Source organism: Streptomyces yokosukanensis, from assembly GCF_001514035.1.
GTDB lineage: Bacteria > Actinomycetota > Actinomycetes > Streptomycetales > Streptomycetaceae > Streptomyces > Streptomyces yokosukanensis.
Genome location: NZ_KQ948206.1, coordinates 294,783 through 314,975, shown reverse-complemented (window position 1 = coordinate 314,975; position 20,193 = coordinate 294,783). Strand labels below are relative to the sequence as shown.

Annotated in this window: 17 protein-coding genes; 5 read left to right on the top strand and 12 right to left on the bottom strand. The window is 72.5% G+C overall.

The genetic code is table 11. The features are described from left to right. Nucleotides 1-81 precede the first annotated feature (81 nt). On the top strand, nt 82-1,125 hold the full coding sequence (locus AQI95_RS01450) for a phosphotransferase (protein ID WP_208614039.1): 1,044 nt from the start codon (nt 82-84) through the stop codon (nt 1,123-1,125). Nucleotides 1,126-1,394: 269 nt separating this feature from the next. Here AQI95_RS01450 and AQI95_RS01445 read toward each other — a convergent pair whose 3' ends face one another. After that, nucleotides 1,395-3,047 carry a protein kinase domain-containing protein gene (locus AQI95_RS01445; RefSeq protein ID WP_107121517.1) on the bottom strand — a complete coding sequence of 551 codons (1,653 nt, stop codon included), beginning with the start codon at nt 3,045-3,047 and terminating at the stop codon, nt 1,395-1,397. Nucleotides 3,048-3,391: 344 nt separating this feature from the next. On the opposite strand from AQI95_RS01445, the gene AQI95_RS01440 reads away from it, so the two are divergent. Continuing rightward, nucleotides 3,392-5,035 (top strand): Stk1 family PASTA domain-containing Ser/Thr kinase, encoded by a 1,644-nt coding sequence (locus AQI95_RS01440; protein WP_067115908.1) that lies wholly within the window; start codon nt 3,392-3,394, stop codon nt 5,033-5,035. Between the two features lie 148 nt (nt 5,036-5,183). Here AQI95_RS01440 and AQI95_RS01435 read toward each other — a convergent pair whose 3' ends face one another. After that, complete coding sequence (locus AQI95_RS01435) at nt 5,184-5,726, bottom strand: bacterial proteasome activator family protein (protein WP_067115905.1); 543 nt, start codon at nt 5,724-5,726, stop codon at nt 5,184-5,186. A 175-nt stretch (nt 5,727-5,901) separates the two neighbouring features. Between AQI95_RS01435 and AQI95_RS01430 the strand changes: the two genes are divergently transcribed. Beyond that, a complete protein-coding gene (locus tag AQI95_RS01430) occupies nt 5,902-6,648 on the top strand; it encodes a hypothetical protein (RefSeq protein WP_067115902.1) in 747 nt (248 codons plus the stop codon). A 62-nt stretch (nt 6,649-6,710) separates the two neighbouring features. On the opposite strand, the gene AQI95_RS01425 is transcribed toward AQI95_RS01430, so the two are convergent. From AQI95_RS01425 to pdhA, 7 genes are all read right to left on the bottom strand, one after another. After that, entirely contained in the window at nt 6,711-7,691 is a 981-nt protein-coding gene (locus AQI95_RS01425; protein ID WP_067115899.1) for an NAD(P)H-quinone oxidoreductase, read from the bottom strand. A gap of 74 nt (nt 7,692-7,765) precedes the next feature. Further along, complete coding sequence (locus tag AQI95_RS01420) at nt 7,766-8,863, bottom strand: potassium channel family protein (protein ID WP_067115896.1); 1,098 nt, start codon at nt 8,861-8,863, stop codon at nt 7,766-7,768. Next, nucleotides 8,860-10,215: a molybdopterin molybdotransferase MoeA gene (locus AQI95_RS01415; RefSeq protein WP_067115892.1), complete on the bottom strand. Its 1,356-nt coding sequence runs from the start codon at nt 10,213-10,215 to the stop codon at nt 8,860-8,862. The genes AQI95_RS01420 and AQI95_RS01415 overlap by 4 nt, the downstream gene beginning before the upstream one ends. Next, a complete protein-coding gene (locus tag AQI95_RS01410) occupies nt 10,212-11,135 on the bottom strand; it encodes an NTP transferase domain-containing protein (protein WP_067115889.1) in 924 nt (307 codons plus the stop codon). The genes AQI95_RS01415 and AQI95_RS01410 overlap by 4 nt, the downstream gene beginning before the upstream one ends. A gap of 70 nt (nt 11,136-11,205) precedes the next feature. Further along, a complete protein-coding gene (locus AQI95_RS01405; RefSeq protein WP_067115886.1) occupies nt 11,206-12,561 on the bottom strand; it encodes a dihydrolipoamide acetyltransferase family protein in 1,356 nt (451 codons plus the stop codon). Next, nucleotides 12,561-13,565, bottom strand: coding sequence for an alpha-ketoacid dehydrogenase subunit beta (locus AQI95_RS01400; protein WP_067115883.1), 1,005 nt, complete (start codon nt 13,563-13,565; stop codon nt 12,561-12,563). Before AQI95_RS01400 ends, AQI95_RS01405 begins: the two co-directional genes overlap by 1 nt. Then, complete coding sequence (pdhA, locus tag AQI95_RS01395; RefSeq protein WP_067115880.1) at nt 13,562-14,716, bottom strand: pyruvate dehydrogenase (acetyl-transferring) E1 component subunit alpha; 1,155 nt, start codon at nt 14,714-14,716, stop codon at nt 13,562-13,564. Before pdhA ends, AQI95_RS01400 begins: the two co-directional genes overlap by 4 nt. 190 nt (nt 14,717-14,906) lie before the next feature. Here pdhA and AQI95_RS01390 point away from each other — a divergent pair, with 190 nt between their 5' ends. Continuing rightward, nucleotides 14,907-15,392, top strand: a complete 486-nt coding sequence (locus tag AQI95_RS01390) for an Lrp/AsnC family transcriptional regulator (RefSeq protein ID WP_067115877.1) — start codon at nt 14,907-14,909, stop codon at nt 15,390-15,392. A gap of 25 nt (nt 15,393-15,417) precedes the next feature. Here the strand turns inward: AQI95_RS01390 and AQI95_RS01385 are convergent, their stop codons facing one another. Both AQI95_RS01385 and AQI95_RS01380 read right to left on the bottom strand, forming a co-directional pair. After that, nucleotides 15,418-16,005 carry a TetR/AcrR family transcriptional regulator gene (locus AQI95_RS01385; protein ID WP_067115874.1) on the bottom strand — a complete coding sequence of 196 codons (588 nt, stop codon included), beginning with the start codon at nt 16,003-16,005 and terminating at the stop codon, nt 15,418-15,420. Beyond that, a complete protein-coding gene (locus AQI95_RS01380; protein WP_067115871.1) occupies nt 16,002-17,516 on the bottom strand; it encodes a 3-hydroxyacyl-CoA dehydrogenase in 1,515 nt (504 codons plus the stop codon). Before AQI95_RS01380 ends, AQI95_RS01385 begins: the two co-directional genes overlap by 4 nt. Nucleotides 17,517-17,728: 212 nt before the next feature. Between AQI95_RS01380 and paaN the strand changes: the two genes are divergently transcribed. Beyond that, a complete protein-coding gene (gene paaN / locus AQI95_RS01375; RefSeq protein WP_067115868.1) occupies nt 17,729-19,420 on the top strand; it encodes a phenylacetic acid degradation protein PaaN in 1,692 nt (563 codons plus the stop codon). Nucleotides 19,421-19,430: 10 nt separating this feature from the next. Here the strand turns inward: paaN and AQI95_RS01370 are convergent, their stop codons facing one another. Next, on the bottom strand, nt 19,431-20,186 hold the full coding sequence (locus AQI95_RS01370; protein ID WP_067116951.1) for a TrmH family RNA methyltransferase: 756 nt from the start codon (nt 20,184-20,186) through the stop codon (nt 19,431-19,433). Nucleotides 20,187-20,193 lie beyond the last annotated feature (7 nt).

Here is a 20,193-nt window from a genome sequence, read left to right as displayed (position 1 = left end):
CTGTGACCGAAAGCGATCGTCGGCGACTGCCTGTGACAACTCCCAGCTCACGGCCGCTTTTCGTGCCCTAACATCTGCGGCGTGCCGCGCTCATGTGTACCACCCCTTGTCTCCCACGCGCCCCCTCTGGGCGCCCTGCTCCGCCTGTACGCCGCCGGTACCGCCCTCACATGCGAGCCGGTCGACCAGGGCCTGCTGAACCGCGGCTACCGGCTGTGCACCACCCGCGGCCGCTATTTCCTCAAGCACCACTTCGACCCCGACACCGCCGACCCGGTCGCCATCGAGCGCCGGCACCGCGCCACCCAGCGCCTGGCCGACCTCGGCGTCCCGGTCTCCGTGCCGCTCGCGCACCGCGAGGGCCGCACGGTCGCCGTCGTCGGCGGCCACGCCTACGCCCTGCACCCCTGGATCGACGGCAGGCACCGCCACGGCGGCCAGCTCACGCGTGGGGAGAGCGCACGCCTGGGGGCGCTCCTGGGCGCCGTGCACGCCTGTCTGGAGCGCGTGATGCCCCCCAAGGGGCGCACGCGCCCGGCCACGAGCCCCCACCCGGTGGAGAGCGCCGACCCCACCGACACCTTCGCCCTCATCGACGATCTGCTCGCCCATGTGCGCCGGCACCGCCCCGCCGACGCCTTCGACGAGCTGGCCCGGCACCGGCTGCTGGAGCGCCGCGCGCTCGTGGAGCAGCACGCGGACCGGCGCCCGCCGCGCGGCGCCTCGGTGGGCTGGGTGCACGGCGACTTCCACCCGTTCAACGTGCTCTACAAGGACGACACTCCGGCCGCCATCGTCGACTGGGACCGGCTGGGCGTCCAGCCCCGCGCCGAGGAGGCCGTACGGGCCGCCGTGATCTTCTTCGTACGGCCCGTGGGCGCCCTGGACCTGCCGAAAGTGCGCGCCTACGCACGCGCGTACCGGCGCGCGGCCGGGGCCACGCCCTCCGAGCTGGCGGCGGCCGTGCACCGGGTGTGGTGGGAGCGCCTGAACGACTTCTGGATGCTGCGCTGGCACTACGAACGCGGTGACACACGCGCGGACTGCCAGTTCCCGGCCGCGTCGGCGCTCGTGGTGTGGTGGACCCGCGAGTACGACGCGGTGTGCGACGCGTTCGTGGAGTGAGCGCGGGGCGGACCGGCGCAGGCGAGCGCGGGCGTACCGGCGCAGGCGAGCGCCGGCGGGTGGCTCGGGTGGCGCCGGGCGGATCAGCTCACGCGCCGGCGGGTCGACTCACGTACGCGCCGGGCGGATCAGTTCACGCACGCGCCGGCGCATCGCTTCACGCGCACGCCCGGGCGGACCGGCTCACGCGCACGCCCCGGCGGACCCGTTCACGCACGCGCCCGCGCACCGGCTCAAGGGGAGGCCGACACTGGCGCCGTAGGTGTCCTTCAACCGGTGGGGACGCCCGCGGCGCCGCCGTCCGCCGTGGTGCCGACGTCGGTGCCGCCGTTCGTCGCGCCGGTGTCCGTGCCGCCGTTCGTCGTACCGGTGTCCGTGCCACCGTCAGTGGTACCGGCGTCCGTGCCACCGGTCGTGGTGCCCGCGTCCGTGCCACCGGTCGTCGGGTCCGAGGACTCCGACGGGGAGGTCTGCGGGTCCGTCGGCTCGCCGGTCGGATCCGTGGTCTCCGGCTGCGACGGCGTGTACGACGGGGTGTAGCCGGACCCACCCGAACTCGCGTCCGAACCGTTGTCGGTGGCGGGGTTGGACGGCTGGTCGGTGGTGTCGCCCGACGGGGTCGGCGTGTCCGATTGCTTGTGCGAGGACTTCGAGTGCGACGTCGTCGGCTTGTTGGTGTCGGAGCCGGTGCCGGCGGTGCCGCTGGTGCCCTTGAGTGCCAGCGCGACACCCGCCGCGATCGCGATGACCGCGAGGACGGCGAGGATCCACAGCTTGCCGCGACCGCTGCCCTTGTTGCCGTGCCCCTCGAAGCCGCCGTCGTCGCCGTTGCCGTAACCGGACGGCAGGATCGACTGCGGGATCTGCGCGGTCCCGGCGCCGTAGTCACCCGGGTGCTGCATCGCGGTCGTCCCCGTGAAGCCGCCCGCCGGGGTGTGCCGACCGTCGTGCGCCTCCACCACGCCGGTGTTCCAGGTGCCGGTGTGGCCGCCCTGCTCGTACAGCATCTGCAGGCCGTACTGGACCATGCCGCGCATCTCCTCGGCCGTCTGGAACCGGTCGTCCGGGTCCTTGGCGAGTGAGCGCATGACCAGGCCGTCCAGCTCCGGCGGGCAGCCGTCGGAGGTGGCGGACGGCGGGGTCGGGATGTCCTGGACGTGCTGGTAGACGACCGACAGCGGGGTCTCGCCGGTGAACGGGGGCCGCAGCGCGAGGAGTTCGTACAGCAGGCAGCCGGTGGCGTACAGGTCGGAGCGGTGGTCCACGGCCTTGCCGAGCGCCTGCTCCGGGGAGAGGTACTGTGGCGTGCCCATGACCATGCCGGTCTGCGTCATCGTCGTGGACGCGCCGTGCAGGGCGCGCGCGATGCCGAAGTCCATGACCTTGACGGCACCGCTGTTGGTGATGATCACGTTCGCGGGCTTGATGTCGCGGTGCACGATGCCGTGCTGATGCGAGTAGGCGAGCGCCTCCAGCACCCCGGAGACGATGATCAGACCCTGCTCGGGACCCGGCGCCTCGGCGTTCATGAGCAGATCGCGGATGGTTCGGCCCTCGACCAGCTCCATCACGATGTACGGCACGGACTGACCGCCGACGAAGTCCTCGCCGGAGTCGTACACGGCGACGATCGCGTGGTGGTTGAGGCCGGCGACCGACTGCGCCTCGCGCGTGAAGCGAGCCTTGGAGACCGGGTCCTCGGCGAGGTCGGCGCGGAGCAGCTTGACCGCGACGGTGCGTCCCAGACGGACGTCCTCGGCCGCGAAGACCTCGGCCATGCCGCCTCGGCCCAGCCGGTGGGTCAGCCGGTACCGGCCGTCGCCGACGAGCCCTCCGTTGCCCCACATCTCCGGCGTGTCTGACATACCGCCGCCAGTCGCCTCGGGGTCGGACGGGCCCTGGGCGCTGTGCGTCTGTGCCATCGGTCCTCGCCGTCGTTTCTGCCCGCGATACGCGCGGTGTTGTCACGGGTCTCCGTCGGCCACGCTACAGCCTCAGCGTGAGCCACCGGTTCGGAACCGGAACCGGGACCGGCCGAAGCCGGACCGGCCATGAAACCCCTAGCACGCGCTGTCGTGCAAATTCTGTGTACTGCTGGTACGGCCCCTGTAACGCTTGCGCGACGCTTCTTGCGCGTACGGTCACGGAACGGGCACCGAGCTTGACGTGTCAGTGCCCTGGGGCAGACTTGGCCGGGAATGACACATTCGATCAAGGCCCGTGCGATGAGCTGAGGCGCCGCAAGGCCAGTGGGGGACACCGAGAGATGAGCCAGGACGGCGCACACGGCCGGTACACGGGGCAGTCGCTGGCCGGCGGTCGCTACCAGCTGCGGGACCTGCTCGGCGAGGGCGGCATGGCCTCGGTGCACCTGGCGTACGACGCCGTGCTCGACCGCCAGGTCGCGATCAAGACGCTCCACACGGAGCTCGGCCGGGAGCAGGCCTTCCGCGAGCGCTTTCGCCGCGAGGCCCAGTCCGTGGCCAAGCTCACGCACACCAACATCGTCTCGGTCTTCGACACCGGCGAGGACGATCTCGGCGGTCTGACGACGCCGTACATCGTCATGGAGTACATCGAGGGCCGCCCGCTGGGCTCGGTCCTCGACGAGGACGTCCGGCAGTACGGCGCGATGCCCGCCGACAAGGCGCTGAAGATCACCGCGGACGTGCTGGCGGCGCTGGAGATCAGCCATGAGATGGGGCTGGTCCACCGCGACATCAAGCCGGGCAACGTGATGATGACCAAGCGCGCCGTCGTCAAGGTCATGGACTTCGGCATCGCCCGCGCCATGCAGTCCGGCGTGACGTCGATGACGCAGACCGGCATGGTCGTCGGCACGCCGCAGTACCTCTCGCCCGAGCAGGCCCTCGGCCGCGGTGTGGACGCCCGCTCCGACCTGTATTCAGTCGGCATCATGCTGTTCCAGCTGGTCACCGGGCGGCTGCCGTTCGACGCGGACTCGCCGCTCGCGATCGCCTACGCGCATGTGCAGGAGGAGCCGGTGGCTCCTTCGTCGATCAACCGCTCCCTGCCGCCCGCGGTGGACGCGCTGGTCGCCCGCGCACTGAAGAAGAACCCGAACGAGCGTTTCCCGACCGCCGAGGCCATGCGCGACGAGTGCCTGCGGGTCGCCGCCTCCTTCCAGGCCTCCGCGCCGAGCATCGTGCCGGGCGTCGGGCCCACGCAGAGCGGCGCGGGTGTCGGCTCCGCGGTGTTCCCGCCGGTCGACCGGACCGCCCCGGTGCCCCCGGGCCCGGTCCAGACGCCGTACCAGCCGGGCCCGTACGCCACGCCGCAGACGCCCGCCCCGGCCCCCGCCTACGGCTACCCGCAGCAGGGTGGCTACCAGACGCCGCCTCCGGTGGGCTACGGCCCGCAGGCCGCGCAGACCCCGCCGCCGTACGGGATCGCGTCGCAGTCGGCCACACAGCCGTCCGCACCGGTCTCCGGCGGCGGCAAGAGCAACAAGCCGGTGATCATCGGCTCGGTCGTGGTGTCGCTCGTCGCGGTCGTCGCCCTGGTCGTCGCGCTGACGATGAGCAACGGCGGCAGTGACGACAAGGGCGGCGGAGGCGGATCGAGCCCCTCGCCGTCCTCCGCCCACAAGGCGGGTTACCGCGGGCCGGACCCCACGCGGCGCATCGACAAGGCCAAGTGCACGGATCCGACGGAGTCCTGGAACGACTCGAAGAAGATCCTGCTGCCCGACTTCCGGTACAAGGACATCAACTCCGTGAAGGCGTGCTTCCAGGCCGCCCACTGGGAGTACAAGATCAAGAAAGAGGACGACAACACCTGGGGCGACGGCACCGTCCTCGACCAGTTCCCGTCCGAGAACTCCGACATCGACCCGAAGAATCCGGGCACGATCGAGCTGACCGTCTCGACCGGCAATCCGCCGCAGTGACGACGCAGATCACCGCGTAGGCCGCGACGAGATGACCGCCGCGCAGGACGCGACGAGAAGGGCCCGGCGTTCGTCCGCCGGGCCCTTGTGGTGTGCGGAGTCACAGGTACGCCGCACATGGTTTTGAAGGTCTTGCTGTGAACAGCCCCTACAGGTACGGCCCGCCCGTGCGGCCCGCGGTGTGCGGGTCGTCGCCCTCGTGGCCGCCCACTCCCGGCGGGAGCGCGCGACGCATCTGCTCCAGCTGAGCCCGCGCGGCCATCTGCTGGGCGAACAGCGTGGTCTGGATCCCGTGGAAGAGGCCCTCCAGCCAGCCCACCAACTGCGCCTGCGCGATCCGTAGTTCCGCGTCACTGGGGGTGGCTTCGTCGGTGAACGGCAGGGAGAGCCGTTCGAGTTCCTCGACCAGCTCCGGCGCGAGGCCGTCCTCCAGCTCCTTCACCGAGCTGGCGTGGATCTCCTTCAGGCGCACCCGGCTCGCCTCGTCCAGAGGAGCCACGCGCACCTCCTCGAGAAGCTGCTTGATCATGCTACCGATCCGCATGACCTTGGCCGGCTGTTCCACCTGCTCCGTGACCGGGATCTCGCGGGAATCGTCGTCCCCGTTGCCGCCGCCGAGTGCCATCCCGTCCTGGCCCACGACGAAGATCTGGGGATTCTCCGGCGACCGTTCGTTCCTCGGCATCTCCATGCCGCCATTCTCTCGCACCTGTACACCTCATCACCGTGGTGCCCCCTCATAGGGCTGATCCACCGTTTAGACCCGACGGCGCATTCTGAAATGCCCTGTACGCCCATGAATGTGAGGCTTGTTTGCGTCGGTCATCCATCGATCACGACATCCGGGCTCCCGGGAGGTCACCGACGTGACTCCATGGCTGCACACCACGCTCCCCTTCGTACGGCTGCTGCTCGTCCTCGCGGCGGCCCTGCCCGCGTACGGCGCTGCCACCGCGTACGCCACGTCCGCGTACGCCGCGGAGCACGGCTCCGCAGGCTCCGCCGCGCCGGCAGATCGGCTCCGCCACGCCCCGGCGGACGCGGACCGCCCGGTCCCGCCCGGCGATTCGGGGGGCGCGGCCCACGGGGACCCGGACGGGCTCGACCCCGGGCGCCCGGACTCCGACGATCACGATCATGATCACGGCGGCTCCGCCGATCCGGATCACGCTCACGGCGACTCCCCCGGCAACGGCCTCTCGCGCAGTCCCATGCCCTCCGATTCCGCCTCCGCCTCGTACCGCCCGGGGCGGACCGTCGAGCCGACCCGCGAGGGCAGCCGGCCCGGCGAGGGGCGGATGCGGCCGGGCCGGCCGGACGGACCCGGGGCCGACGACGAGGGCGACGACGACCCCGCGTCCACCCAGGCACCCGGCACCGGTCGGCCCGAGGAACCGGAGACCGCACAACTCCCGCCCGCGACTCCTGCGCCGCAAGCCTCGGACGTCCCCGATCGGGCCCCTCTCGACCCGTCCCCCGCCGAGAACGCCGGCCAGGAAGGCGACACCACCACCGGACCGGTCCTGCAGATCCTCCCGCTGGGCACCGGCCTGGTCCTGATCGGCCTCGGCCTGGCCCTTGCCTTCCTGGGCCTGAAACTCCGCAGAGACTGACAGGAGCGGCGGCTGCCCCGTACCCGTGGCACGGGGCAGCCGCTCATGCGCCCGCCGCAGTCCTACGACGTCACCAGCAGCACCTTGCCGACGTGGCCGCTCGCCTCCACCACCCGGTGGCCCTCGGCCGCGTCCGACATCGGCAGCTCACGGTCCACGACCGGTCGCACATGGCCTGCTGCCAGCAGCGGCCACACATGCTCACGCACCGCGGCCACGATGGCCGCCTTCTCGCTCAGCGGCCGTGCCCGCAGCGAGGTCGCGCTGATCGCGGCCCGCTTGCCGAGCAGCGTGCCGATGTTCAGCTCGCCCTTGGCCCCGCCCTGCATACCGATGATCGCGAGACGCCCGCTGACGGCGAGCGCCTGAACGTTGCGGTCCAGGTACTTCGCACCCATGTTGTCGAGGATCACATCGGCCCCCGCGCCCCCGGTGGCCTGCTTGATCTCGGCGACGAAGTCCTGCTCGCGGTAGTTGATGAGGATGTCCGCGCCCAGTTCGGCGCACCGCTCCAGCTTCTCCTTCGTACCGGCGGTCACCGCGACCTTGGCGCCGACGGCCTTGGCGAGCTGGATCGCCATGGTGCCGATGCCGCTGGATCCGCCGTGCACGAGCAGCGTCTCGCCGGGGCGCAGGTGAGCGATCATGAACACGTTGGACCAGACCGTGCAGACCACCTCGGGCAGTGCGGCGGCCTGCGTGAGGTCGACGCCCTCGGGCACGGGCAGCAGCTGCCCGGCCGGTACGACGACCTTCTGTGCGTATCCGCCGCCCGCGAGCAGCGCGCACACCTCGTCGCCGACGGCCCAGCCGGAGGCTCCGGGGCCGAGCGCGGCGATCCTGCCGGAACACTCCAGGCCGGGGTAGGGGGAGGCGCCGGCCGGCGGGTTGTAGAAGCCCTGCCGCTGCAGGATGTCGGCGCGGTTGACGGCGCTGGCCACCACCTCGACCAGCACCTCGCCCTCGCCGGGCACCAGGTCGGGGACCTCCGCCCACACCAGCGCCTCGGGACCACCAGGTTCGGGAATCGTGATCGCATACATGCCTGCGACGCTACTCCCCGCGGGTGGCCTCTTCGGGGCAGACCCGCTCGCTCCCGGATGCCCGGGGCACCGCGTCAGTCGTGCGGCAGCGGACGGTTGTCCGGGGTGACCCGGGCGCCGGGGGACGCGCGGACGATCGTGATCAGCCGGTCCGTCAACTGCAGGGTGCCGATGGCCGGATCGTCGTATCCGAGCACCCGGTGTCCGCGGACGACGCTGACGACGAGGTCGTCGGTCTCGCGCGTCCGCTTGCCCACCTCGGCGCGGACCACGGGACGTTCGACGAGGTCCAGCCCGCTGCCCTGCTGGATCAGGTCCTCCATGACCATGCCGGCGGCGGGGCTGAGCACGGAGAGGCCGAGCAGTCGGCCGGCCGCACTGGCGCTGGTGATGACGGCGTCGGCACCGGACTGCTTGAGCAGCGGCGCGTTCTCCTCCTCGCGCACGGCGGCCACGATCTTCGCGCTCCGGTTGAGCTGCCGGGCCGTCAGTGTCACGAGGACGGCGGTGTCGTCGCGCTGTGGGGCCACGATGATCTGCCGGGCCCTGTGCAGTTCGGCCCGCTTGAGCACATCGCTGCGGGTGGCGTCACCCATGACGCCCGCATAGCCCTCGGCGGTCGCCGCGTCGACGGCCTTGGCGCTCGGGTCGACCACGACCACCTGCTCCTTCTTCAGCCCCGTCGCGCAGACGGTCTGGACCGCCGACCGTCCCTTGGTGCCGAAGCCGATGACGACGGTGTGGTCACGCAAGGTGGACCTCCAGCGGTTCAGGCGCCATTCCTCCCGGGTGCGTTCGGTGAGGACCTCCAGCGTGGTGCCGACCAGGATGATCAGGAACAGCACGCGCAGGGGCGTGATGACGAAGATGTTGGTGAGCCGGGCACCGTCGCTGACCGGGGTGATGTCGCCGTATCCGGTGGTGGAGAGCGTCACGGTGGCGTAGTAGAAGGCGTCGAGCAGGTCGACCGGGCCGTCGGCGTTGTCGTTGTAGCCGTCGCGGTCGGCGTAGACGATCAGTGCGGTGGCGACCAGCACGAGCAGGGCCATGAGCACCCGTTTGGCGACCTGGCGGATCGGACGCTCCACCACTTTCCTCGGGAGTTTCACCCGATGGGTCACCAGATGATCGCCCGCCTGGCGGGCGATGGCGTCGTGGCCCGGAAGTTTCACGTGAAACACACCTCGATCCCGGCCGCCGCCCACGGCAGGTCCAGCAGCTCCGTCTCCTCGCTCTGCCCAGCCCCGCCGGGCGGTACGACGGCGAGCGCGTCGGCGGCCGCGATGCCACGGAGCATGGCCGGACCGTTGAAGTGCAGCGGTGCGGCACGGTCGCCGCGCAGCACCACGGGGACGAGCCGGGTGTCGTACGGGTGCCCCTGGATCGTCTCCTTGAGCGGCAGCGTGTACGGCTCGGGGGCGGGGTGGGCGGCCAGGGTGCGCAGCAGCGGCTCGGCGAGCGTGAGCAGGCCGGTGACGGCCGCGAGGGGGTTGCCGGGCAGGCCGACGAGATGCCGGCCCTCCTTGGTGCGGGCCAGCAGCATGGGGTGGCCGGGGCGCACCTTGACGCCGTCGACGAGGAGTTCGGCGCCGATGCGTGCCAGGACGGGATGGACGTGGTCGACGGGTCCGCCCGCGGTGCCGCCGGTGGTGACGACGAGGTCGGCTTCGGAGCCGGTGACGGCCTGCTGCAGGGCCTCGGCATCGTCGCCGATCCGGCGCACCGCGACGACCTCGGCGCCGAGCGCACGCAGCCAGGGCGGCAGCATGGGCCCGAGCGCGTCCCGGATCAGCCCGTCGTGCGGCAGGCCCTCGGTCAGCAATTCGTCGCCGAGGACGAGGACTTCGGCACGCGGACGCGGTACGGCGGTGACGGCGTCGTACCCGGCCGCCGCGGCGAGGCCCAGGACGGCGGGGGTGACCAGGGTGCCGATGGGCAGCAACTGGTCACCGCTGCGGCACTCCTGGGCGCGCGGGCGGATGTCCTGGCCGTGTGCCACCTCCCGGGTGGCGTGCAGCCGTCCCTGTGCGTCGGTGCGGCCGTGCTCGCTGCGCAGGACGGCGGTGGTGTCGGAGGGGATACGGGCGCCGGTGGCGATCCGCACCGCCTCGCCGTCGGTGAGCGGCTCCGGCTGCACGTGCCCGGCGAGCACGCCCTCGTCCCGTACGTCCCAGGGGCCGGGCCCGGCGACCGCCCAGCCGTCCATCGCGGAGGTGTCGAAGGAGGGCAGGTCGGTGAGCGCTTCGAGTGGGGCGGCCAGGACCAGGCCGAGGGCGTCGCCGAGCGGAACGGTGACGGGAGCGCGGCGGACGTGGGCGCGGGCGGCACGGGCGGCGATCTCACGGGCCTGGCGCCATGGGGTGGCCCGGTGCCCCTCGCCGTCCGCTTCGGGCGCCGGTGCGGGCACCTGGCCCTGGCCCAGGGGGTCGTCCTTGGCATGCCTCACCAGGGCCAGGGCTTCCTCGACGTCGAGGTCGTCGCTGTCCTCGGCGGGCGCCCCGGCCCGCGTTCCGGGGGCGGTCATCCGGCGTCCGGGGCGCTCGAGCCCCCGCTGTCGTCTTTCCCGCCCCCGTTGTTCTCTTCCCCACTCTCTTCCTCCCAGCGCAGCGCGAGCGCGGCCGCCTTGCGGGCGGCTTCGGCGACCGCGTCGGGGCCGCCCTTGCCCTGGGCCGCGGCATAGCCGACCAGGAAGGTGGTCAGCGGGGCGGCGGGCCGGGCCACGCTGTGCGCGGCGTCCCGGGCGAGGTCGAGCAGGACGCCGGTGTCGACGTCCAGGTCGATACCCAGCTCTTCCTTGACTGCGGAGATGAATTCATCCAACACGTGCCCATGCTCCCTGATGCGTGCCCTGGCGTTGACGAGGTCGTCCCAGGTGTCGCAGTCGAAGGACGCGAGCGGGTCCGGGACGCGGGTGAGGCGGAGAGCGCCGGTCAACCGGCGCAGGGGCAGTCCGGCCAGTCCGTCGGGCCTGGTGGCGAGGGTGGCCAGCTCGCGGCGGAGCGCGGCGGTGCGGTAGGCGGCCACGAGCGGCTGGTCGCGGCCGTCGGCATCGGTGAGCAGTGCGCCGTCGGCTCCGGTCGCGCCCAGGGCGGTCAACAGGCGCTGCAGGGTGGCCGGTCGGAGGAAGGGCAGGTCGGCGGAGAGGACGACGGTGTGCTCGGCGGTGGTGAGCCGCAGGCCGGCCTCCAGCGCGGCGACCGGTCCGGCGCCGGGCGGCTCCTCGCGCGCCCAGCGCACCGGCCGCACGGTGGTCCGCCGGGTGGCCACCACGACGGTCGTACCGGCGCCCGCGCAGGCCGCGAGCACCCGGTCGAGGAGCGCCCGGCCCCCGACTCGCAGACCCGGCTTGTCGGCCCCGCCGAGGCGCCGGGCGGCGCCGCCCGCCAGCACGACGGCGTCGTACGGCACGGGCTGCCCGGGGGCCTCGGGGGCGTTGTCGCTCACCCCCCGAGTATGTCCCGGGGGGCGCTGCTTGTATTCGTCCGCGGGGCCTTCCTTCCGGGCCCCGCATGCCTCACAGCGTGCGCAGGAGCACCGCCGGCTGCTCCACGCAGTCCGCCACGTACCGCAGGAAGCCGCCGGCCGTGCCGCCGTCGCACACCCGGTGGTCGAAGGTGAGCGAGAGCTGGACGACCTGACGCACCGCCAGCTCGCCCTCGTACACCCAGGGTTTGGGAATGATGCGGCCGACACCGAGCATGGCGGCCTCGGGGTGGTTGATGATCGGGGTGGAGCCGTCGACGCCGAAGACCCCGTAGTTGTTCAACGTGAAAGTCCCGCCGGTGAGTTCCCCAGGGGTCAGTGTCCCGGTGCGGGCGGACTCGGTGAGCCGGGCGAACTCGGCGGTCAGCGACTCGGCGTCGCGTGCGTGGGCGTCCCGCACGACCGGCACGACGAGTCCGCGCTCGGTCTGCGCGGCGAAGCCGAGGTGGACATGGTCGAGCTGGACGACCTCGCGAGCCTCGGTGTCGACGAAGGAGTTCAGCTCGGGGAACCGGGCGAGCGCCGCCGTGCAGACACGGGCGAGCAGTGCGAGCAGGGAGATCTTCGGGCCGCCGGAGGCGTTCATCGCGGCACGCGCGCGCATGAGTTCGGTCGCGTCGGCGTCGACCCAGCAGGTGGCGTCGGGGATCTCCCGGCGGCTGCGGGAGAGCTTGTCGGCGACGGCACCGCGCACGCCCTTGAGGGGGACGCGGATGCCCGTGGCGCGGGTGGCCGATGTGGCGGGAGCGGGCGGGGCCTGGACGGCGTGGGCCGCCGCGCCGGGCGCCTCGGCCGTACGGCCGCGCGGGGCCGCGTTGGCCCGCAGTACGTCCTCGACGTCCGCGCGCAGGATCAGCCCGTGCGGGCCGGAGCCCGCCAGCTGCCGCAGGTCCACGCCGCCCTCACGGGCGAGCTTGCGCACCAGCGGGGAGATCACGGGCACGGGGCCTTCGGGCCGCGGGGGCCCGGGGGCGGGTACGACGGGGGCGGGCGCCACGGGCACGCGGGCGGACGCCGCGGGCGCGGGCTTCGCCTGCCCGTTGGCGGCGGCGACCGCTCGCACCCGGCGGCGCCGCGCCGGTGCCTCGGAGGTGCCGTAGCCGACCAGGACATTGCCGGAACCCTCCGGTTCCGCCGCCGGTTCGCCCACGGCCACCGTCAGCAGCGGTGCGCCGACCGGCAGTTCGGTGCCCTCCTCGCCGAAGCGGGCGGTGACCACGCCGCCGTAGGGGCAGGGCACCTCGACCATCGCCTTGGCCGTCTCGACCTCGACGACCGGCTGGTCGACGGCGACGACGTCGCCGACCTGGACCAGCCAGCGGACGATCTCCGCCTCGGTGAGTCCCTCACCGAGGTCGGGGAGCTTGAACTCCAGCACCTGTGCCATCAGCCCTCGGCCTCCCACTGCAGCCGGGCCACGGCGTCCAGGATGCGGTCGACGCCGGGCAGATGGTGCCGCTCCAGCATGGGCGGCGGGTAGGGGATGTCGAAGCCGGCCACGCGCAGCACCGGCGCCTCCAGGTGGTGGAAGCACCGCTCGGTGATCCGGGCCGCGATCTCGCCGCCCGGACCGCCGAACCCGGTGGACTCGTGGACGACGACCGCGCGTCCGGTGCGCCGGACGGCCGCGCAGACCGTCTCGTCGTCGAACGGCACCAGCGAGCGCAGGTCGACCACTTCCAGGTCCCAGCCCTCGGCCTGCGCGGCCTCGGCGGCCTCCAGGCAGACCGGCAGGGACGGGCCGTAGGTGATGAGCGTGGCGCTGCGGCCGGGGCGCCGGACGACCGCACGCCCGATGGGCTCGACCTCCGTCGGACGGTCGGCGTTCCAGCTGTCCTTGGACCAGTACAGCCGCTTGGGCTCCAGGAAGACGACCGGGTCGTCGGAGGCGATGGCCTGGCGCAGCAGGCCGTAGGCGTCGGCGACGGTCGCGGGCGTGACGACGTGCAGTCCGGGCGTGGCCATGTAGTACGCCTCGGAGGAGTCGCTGTGGTGCTCGACGCCGCCGATGCCGCCGCCGTAGGGGACGCGGACGGTGATCGGCAGCGGCATCCTGCCGCGCGTGCGGTTGCGCATCCGGGAGACATGGCTGATGAGCTGCTCGAACGCCGGGTAGGCGAAGGCGTCGAACTGCATCTCCACGACCGGGCGCAGCCCGTACATGGCCATGCCGACGGCGGTGCCGAGGATGCCGGCCTCGGCGAGCGGGGTGTCGGTGCAGCGGTCCTCGCCGAACTCCTTGGCGAGGCCGTCGGTGACCCGGAAGACACCGCCGAGGGTGCCGACGTCCTCTCCCATGACGTGCACAGCGGGGTCGGCGGCCATCGCGTCGCGCATCGCGCGCGTGAGGGCCTGCGCCATGGTGGCGGGCTTGACGGCGACGGTGGTCATCGGGCGCCGCCTTCCTGCTCGTCGTGCCGGTCCTGCTCGGCTTCCAGTTCGGCTCGCAACAGGGCTCGCTGTTCGCGCAGTTGGGCGGTGGTCTCGGCGTAGACGTGGTCGAAGAGGGCCATCGGATCGAGTTCGGGGTCGCGGTTCATGCGTGTGCGCAGGTCGGCGGCCATCTCCTCGGCGTCCTGCCGGGCGGCCTCGATACCGGCTTCGTCGAGCAGGCCGCGCGCGGTCAGCTCCCGCTCCACCAGGTGGACGGGGTCGTGCGCCCGCCAGGCCTCGACCTCCGCGTCGCCGCGGTAGCGGGTGGCGTCGTCCGCGTTGGTGTGGGCCTCGATCCGGTAGGTCACCGCCTCCACCAGGGTCGGACCGCCGCCCGCGCGGGCGTGCCGTACGGCGTCGGTGAGGACCTCGTGGACGGCCGCCGCGTCGTTGCCGTCGACCAGCCGGCCCGGCATGCCGTACCCGACGGCCTTGTGGGCCAGGGAGGGGGCGGCGGTCTGCTTGTCGAGCGGGACGGAGATCGCGAAGCCGTTGTTCTGCACGAGGAAGACGACGGGCGCCTGCCAGACGGCGGCGAAGTTCAGCGCCTCGTGGAAGTCTCCCTCGCTGGTGCCGCCGTCGCCGACGAGGGCGAGCGCGACCACGTCGTCGCCCTTGAGGCGGGCGGCGTGCGCGAGGCCCACGGCGTGCGGCAGCTGGGTGGCCAGCGGGGTGGAGAGAGGGGCCACGCGGTGGGTGTGGGGGTCGTAGCCGCTGTGCCAGTCGCCGCGCAGCAGGGTGAGGGCCTCGACGGGATCGACGCCCCGCGCGACGACAGCGAGGGTGTCGCGGTAGCTGGGGAAGAGCCAGTCGCGTTCTTCGAGGGCCAGGGCGGCGGCGACCTCGCAGGCCTCCTGGCCGGTGCTGGAGGGGTAGACGGCGAGGCGGCCCTGTTTGGTGAGCGCGGTGGCCTGTGTGTTGTAGCGGCGGCCGCGCACCAGCTGGGCGTAGAGCCGGCGCAGCAGGTCCGGGTCGGCCTTGGCGGCCGCCTCCGTGCCGAGGACGCGGTAGGGCTCGGCGTCGGGCAGCAGCGGCGCGGGGTCCATACGGGGCTGCCAGGCGGGCGGCGGCGATGGCCGGTACGCGCCCCGCTGCTCCATGACCGTCATGACGGCACCTCCTCGTGGGAGTGACTACGGGAGGCGCGTCGACTGTGAGGCGCCTCACCAACCGATTGTTCGGTCGTCGACGCATTTTGGCTACAGCCCCCTCCAGGCTGTGGACAAACGGTTCTCCACAGCCTGGAATGAACGCAGGACGTCCACGGCGAGGGAGCGGGGGGCAATGGCAGCTGAACAAATGGCCGAAGGACCGCAGGACGGCGTCCCACTGCCGCCGCCGCGCCCGCTGGACGCCATCGATCAGGACATCCTGAAGATTCTGCAGGCGGACGGCCGCGCCTCGATACGGTCCGTCGCCGAACGCGTGCACGTCTCGCGCGCCAACGCGTACGCGCGCATCAACCGACTCGTCGAGGACGGCGTCATCCGCGGTTTCAGCGCGCGCGTGGACCATGAGCGGGCGGGGCACGGCACATCGGCGTACGTCACCCTGAAGATCGTCCAGAACACCTGGCGCACGGTTCGCGAGCACCTCAGGCAGCTCCCCGGCGCCTCCCACATCGCACTTGTGGGCGGCGACTTCGATGTGCTGCTGCTGGTGCACACGCCCGACAACAGGGCGCTGCGCGAGCTGGTGCTCACCCGGCTCCAGGCGATCCCGGAGGTGCTCAGCACCCGCACGCTGCTGGTGTTCGAGGAGGAGGACCTGGAGCCGGAGGCGTGAGCGGAGCCGCGCCGCAGACCTGGGGTCAGTCCCGGCGCAGGCCCGCGAAGACCAGCCGGACCACGGCGTCGGCGACCTCGCGTTCGCCGACGCCCCGCGGGTCCGGCCGGTACCACTCCACGATCGAGTTGATCATGCCGAAGACCAGCCGGGTGGCCAGGCGGACCTCCACGTCACCGCGGACGTCTCCGTCGGCCGCCGCGGCCTTCAGCAGTTCCGCGACCCGGTGATCGAAGTCGCGGCGCCGCTCCAGCGCCCACCGCTCGGTCTCGGTGTTGCCGCGCACCCGCAGCAGCAGCGTCACGTACGGCAGCTCGCCTATGAGCACCTCGACCATGCGCCGCACGACGTGCTCCAGCCGGTCGACCGACCGCCCCACGCGCGCGTGCTCCTCGCCCAGGATCGTGAACAGGCCGTCCAGGGCACGGCTGACGGCCCGGCGCAGCAGCTCCTCCTTGCCGCTGACGTGGTGGTAGATCGACGACTTGGAGATTCCGGCCGCCTTGGACAGGTGCTCCATGGAGGTGCCGTCGTACCCGCGCTCGTTGAAGACCTGGACGGCCACGGAGAGCAGCGTCTCCGGCGTGTAGGTGTCGCGCTTGACCGTGGTCATGACGTGCTCTCCCGCTTGTCGATGGCGTACGCGTGGCGGTAGAGCGCGAGGGAGGGCGCATAGCGTCCGGAGGGGTCGCGCTCGTGCATCTCGTCCAGGACGTCGAAGGCGAACTCGCGGCCGAGCCTGCGGTCCCACTCGAAGGGGCCGAGCGGGTAGTTCACGCCGAGGCGCATGGCCGTGTCGATGTCCTCCTCGGTGGCGACGCCCTTGGAGACGGCGTCGTGGGCGAGGTCGATGATCCGGGCGACCGTGCGCGCCACGATCATGCCCGGGACGTCGCCGATGACGCTGACGTCCTTGCCGAGGGCCTGGAACAGGCCGGTGGCCTCGGCGAGGATCCGCGGCGCGGTGTCGTGGCAGGCGGACAGGGCGATGCGGGTGGCCGCGCGGTAGTCCAGGGCGAGGTCGAAGTGGACGACGTCCTTGAACTCCACACAGGTCTGCCCGTCGGCGAGGACCAGCTGGCCGCCGCTCGGCAGCACCAGGCGGGTGCCGTTGTCCTCGTCCTCCTCGCGGACCTGGATGCCCGCCTCGCGGATCAGCCTGAGCAGCTCGGCCGCGGGGCCGAGGTCGCCCTCGGCGACGACGTAGGCGGGCGGCTGCTCCTTGTCGGCGGTGTGCGGTTCGTGCGGCTCGGCGTCGGCGGCGTGGTCGTACCAGCCGTGTCCGCTCTTGCGGCCGAGGCGGCCGGACTCCACGAGCCTGCGCTGGGCCAGGGAGGGGGTGAAGCGCACGTCCTGGAAGAAGGACTGCCACACGGAGTGGGTCACCGACTCGTTGACGTCCTGCCCGATGAGGTCGGTCAGCTCGAAGGCGCCCATCCTGAAGCCGCCGGACTCGCGCAGGATCGCGTCGATGGTGGCCGGTTCGGCGGCCTGGGCCTCGTAGACCGCGAACGCCTCGGCGTAGAAGGGCCGGGCGATCCGGTTGACGATGAAACCCGGGGTGTCGGCGCAGGCCACCGGGGTCTTGCCCCAGGCGCGGGCGGTCTCGTACGCGCGCGTGGCCGACGTGACGTCGGTCGCGAACCCGGAGACGACCTCGACCAGCGGCAGCAGCGGGGCCGGATTGAAGAAGTGCAGGCCCACGAAACGGCCGGGACGGCGCAGACCGCCGGCGATGGCCGTCACCGACAGCGACGAGGTGTTGGTGGCGAGCAGGCAGTCCTCGGCGACGATCTCCTCCAGCTCGCCGAAGAGCTGCTGCTTGACGTCCAGCCGCTCGAGGACGGCCTCGACGACCAGTCCGCAGTCCGCCAGCTCGCCGAGGCTCTCCGCGGGCCGCAGACGGGCGCGGGCGGCGTCCCGGTCGGCGGCGCCGAGCCTGCCCTTCTCCACGAGCCGGTCGAGGCGGGCGCCGATCGCCGAGGCCGCGTCCCGGGCGCGCCCGGCGACGGTGTCGTAGAGGCGCACGGGGTGGCCGGCGACCAGCGCGACCTGGGCGATGCCCTGGCCCATGGTGCCGGTGCCGACGACGGCCACGGGGCTGCTGAGGTCGATTGCTGTCATGTGCGCGATCCTCCCGCACGACGTTGTCCACAGATGCGGCAGGCCCCCTTGTCCCGACCGATCGTTCGGTTACTCTAGCTCTGACCGCCCACCCGCCGCTCGCCACCGCCCCTTACGAGGGGCTTCGCGCCACACTTTTTACTCAACCGCGCCGCTTTCTTCCCAGGTTGTGAACTCGACGACGAGTTCCCCAGACGAGGAGTTGGTCCCGCATGGCCGCCGAACTGACCGCCCACGATCTGATCGCGAAGCACCGGCCCACCCTGGACCAGGCGCTGGAGGCGATCCGCACACGCGCGTACTGGTCCCCGCACCCCGAGCACCCGAAGGCCTACGGCGAGAACGGCAGCCTGGACGCGGCGGCGGGCAAGGCCGCCTTCGACGCCGTGTTGAACACCCGGCTCGACCTCGGACAGCCCGGCACGGACGACTGGGTCGGCGGCGAGGTCTCGCCGTACGGCATCGAGCTGGCCGTCGACTATCCGCATCCGGACCTGGACGTGCTGATCCCCGCGATGAGGGCGGGCCGGCGAGCCTGGCGGGACGCGGGCGCGGAGATCCGGGCCGTGGTGTGCCTGGAGATCCTCAAGCGGATCAGCGACCGGACCCACGAGTTCGCGCACGCGGTCATGCACACCAGCGGGCAGGCCTTCATGATGGCGTTCCAGGCGGGCGGCCCGCACGCCCAGGACCGGGGCCTGGAGGCGGTGGCGTACGCGTACGCGGAGCAGGTCCGCACGCCCGAGACGGCCGAGTGGACCAAGCCCCAGGGCAAGCGCGACCCGCTGGCCCTCACCAAGCGGTTCACCGCGGTGCCGCGCGGCCTCGCCCTGGTCATCGGCTGCAACACCTTCCCGACCTGGAACGGCTACCCGGGCCTGTTCGCCTCCCTGGCGACCGGCAACGCGGTCCTGGTCAAGCCGCACCCGCGCGCGGTGCTGCCGCTCGCCCTCACCGTGCAGGTCGCGCGCCAGGTGCTCACCGAGGCCGGCTTCGACCCGAACCTGGTGGCGCTGGCCGCCGAGCGCCCGGGCGAGGGCATCGCCAAGACCCTCGCCACCCACCCCGAGGTCCGGATCATCGACTACACCGGCTCGACGGCCTTCGGCGACTGGCTGGAGGCCAACGCCCGCCAGGCGCAGGTCTACACGGAGAAGGCCGGCGTCAACACGGTGATCGTGCACTCCACGGCCGACTACAAGGGCATGCTGTCGAACCTGGCGTTCTCGCTGTCCCTGTACAGCGGCCAGATGTGCACGACCCCGCAGAACCTGCTCATCCCCCGGGACGGCATCCGCACCGACGAGGGCCCCAAGACCTTCGACGAGGTCGCTGCCGACCTCGCCCGTGCGGTCGACGGTCTCCTCGGCGACGACGCGCGCGCGAACGCCCTGCTCGGCGCGATCGTCAACCCGGACGTCAAGGCCCGCCTGGAGGCCGCCGCCGGCCTCGGCGAAATCGCCCTCGCCTCACGGGAGATCAGCAACCCCGAGTTCCCCGGCGCGGTCGTGCGCACCCCGGTCGTCGTCAAGCTGGACGGCGCCAAGCCTGACGACCAGGCCGCCTACATGAGCGAGTGCTTCGGGCCCGTCTCCTTCGCCGTCGCGGTCGACTCGGCGGCCGACGCGGTGGAGCTGCTGCGCCGCACGGTCCGCGAGAAGGGCGCGATGACGGTCGGCGCCTACACCACCGACGCCGAGGTCGAGCAGGCGATCGAGGAGGCGTGCCTGGAGGAGGCGGCCCAGCTGTCGCTCAACCTGACCGGCGGGGTGTACGTGAACCAGACCGCGGCCTTCTCCGACTTCCACGGCTCGGGCGGCAACCCGGCGGCCAACGCCGCCCTCACGGACGGCGCGTTCGTGGCCAACCGGTTCCGGGTGGTGGAGGTTCGCCGGGAGGCTTAGGAAGGGCCGTTCAGGAAGCGGCGGGCGCGCCCCCGGTCGCGCTCCAGTGGTACAGCGTCATCGCCACACTGGTGGCGAGGTTGTAGCTGGAGACCTGGGGGCGCATCGGCAGGGCCAGCAGGTGGTCGGCACGCGCGCGCAGCTCGGCCGACAGCCCGCTGCGCTCGGAGCCGAACGCCAGGACGGCGTCGTCGGGCAGCTTGGTGCCGCGGATGTCCTCACCCTCCGGGTCGAGGGCGAACAACGGCCCGGCCGGCAGCTCGTCGACGCCGAGGCGCTCCACGGCGGTCGCGAAGTGGAGACCGGCTCCACCACGCACCACCGTGGGATGCCAGGGGTCGAGTGTGCCCGTGGTGACCACTCCGGTCGCCCCGAAACCGGCCGCCAGCCGGATCACGGCGCCGGCGTTGCCCAGGTTGCGGGGGTTGTCCAGGACCACGACGGGCGCGGTGCGCGGGGTGCGGGCGAGAGCCCGCACGTTGGCCTCGCGCGAAGGCCGTACGGCGAGCGCGGCCACACCGGTCGGGTGGGGCCGCGGGACGAGTGAGGCGTAGGTCTTCGCGGGCACCTCGGTGAGCAGCGTGTCCAGCGCCTCCCGTACGTCCCCGGCCAGCTCCTCGGCCAGGGCGAGCGCGGCCGCCCGGTCGGTGGTGACCGCCACCGGGACCTCGGCCCCGAAGCGCAGCGCGTGCTTGAGGGCATGAAAGCCGTCGAGCAGCACACAGGCATCGGCGTGCGCGCGCCAGCAGGTCAGCGGGTCCGTCATGCCGTGC

Coding starts and splice junctions, on each gene's coding strand:
- AQI95_RS01445 (WP_107121517.1), bottom strand. CDS start 3,047: ATGGCACAGACGCACAGCGCCCAGGGCCCGTCCGACCCCGAGGCGACT.
- AQI95_RS01440 (WP_067115908.1), top strand. CDS start 3,392: ATGAGCCAGGACGGCGCACACGGCCGGTACACGGGGCAGTCGCTGGCC.
- AQI95_RS01435 (WP_067115905.1), bottom strand. CDS start 5,726: ATGGAGATGCCGAGGAACGAACGGTCGCCGGAGAATCCCCAGATCTTC.
- AQI95_RS01425 (WP_067115899.1), bottom strand. CDS start 7,691: ATGTATGCGATCACGATTCCCGAACCTGGTGGTCCCGAGGCGCTGGTG.
- AQI95_RS01415 (WP_067115892.1), bottom strand. CDS start 10,215: ATGACCGCCCCCGGAACGCGGGCCGGGGCGCCCGCCGAGGACAGCGAC.
- AQI95_RS01405 (WP_067115886.1), bottom strand. CDS start 12,561: ATGGCACAGGTGCTGGAGTTCAAGCTCCCCGACCTCGGTGAGGGACTC.
- AQI95_RS01400 (WP_067115883.1), bottom strand. CDS start 13,565: ATGACCACCGTCGCCGTCAAGCCCGCCACCATGGCGCAGGCCCTCACG.
- pdhA (WP_067115880.1), bottom strand. CDS start 14,716: ATGACGGTCATGGAGCAGCGGGGCGCGTACCGGCCATCGCCGCCGCCC.
- AQI95_RS01390 (WP_067115877.1), top strand. CDS start 14,907: ATGGCCGAAGGACCGCAGGACGGCGTCCCACTGCCGCCGCCGCGCCCG.
- AQI95_RS01385 (WP_067115874.1), bottom strand. CDS start 16,005: ATGACCACGGTCAAGCGCGACACCTACACGCCGGAGACGCTGCTCTCC.
- AQI95_RS01380 (WP_067115871.1), bottom strand. CDS start 17,516: ATGACAGCAATCGACCTCAGCAGCCCCGTGGCCGTCGTCGGCACCGGC.
- paaN (WP_067115868.1), top strand. CDS start 17,729: ATGGCCGCCGAACTGACCGCCCACGATCTGATCGCGAAGCACCGGCCC.
- AQI95_RS01370 (WP_067116951.1), bottom strand. CDS start 20,186: ATGACGGACCCGCTGACCTGCTGGCGCGCGCACGCCGATGCCTGTGTG.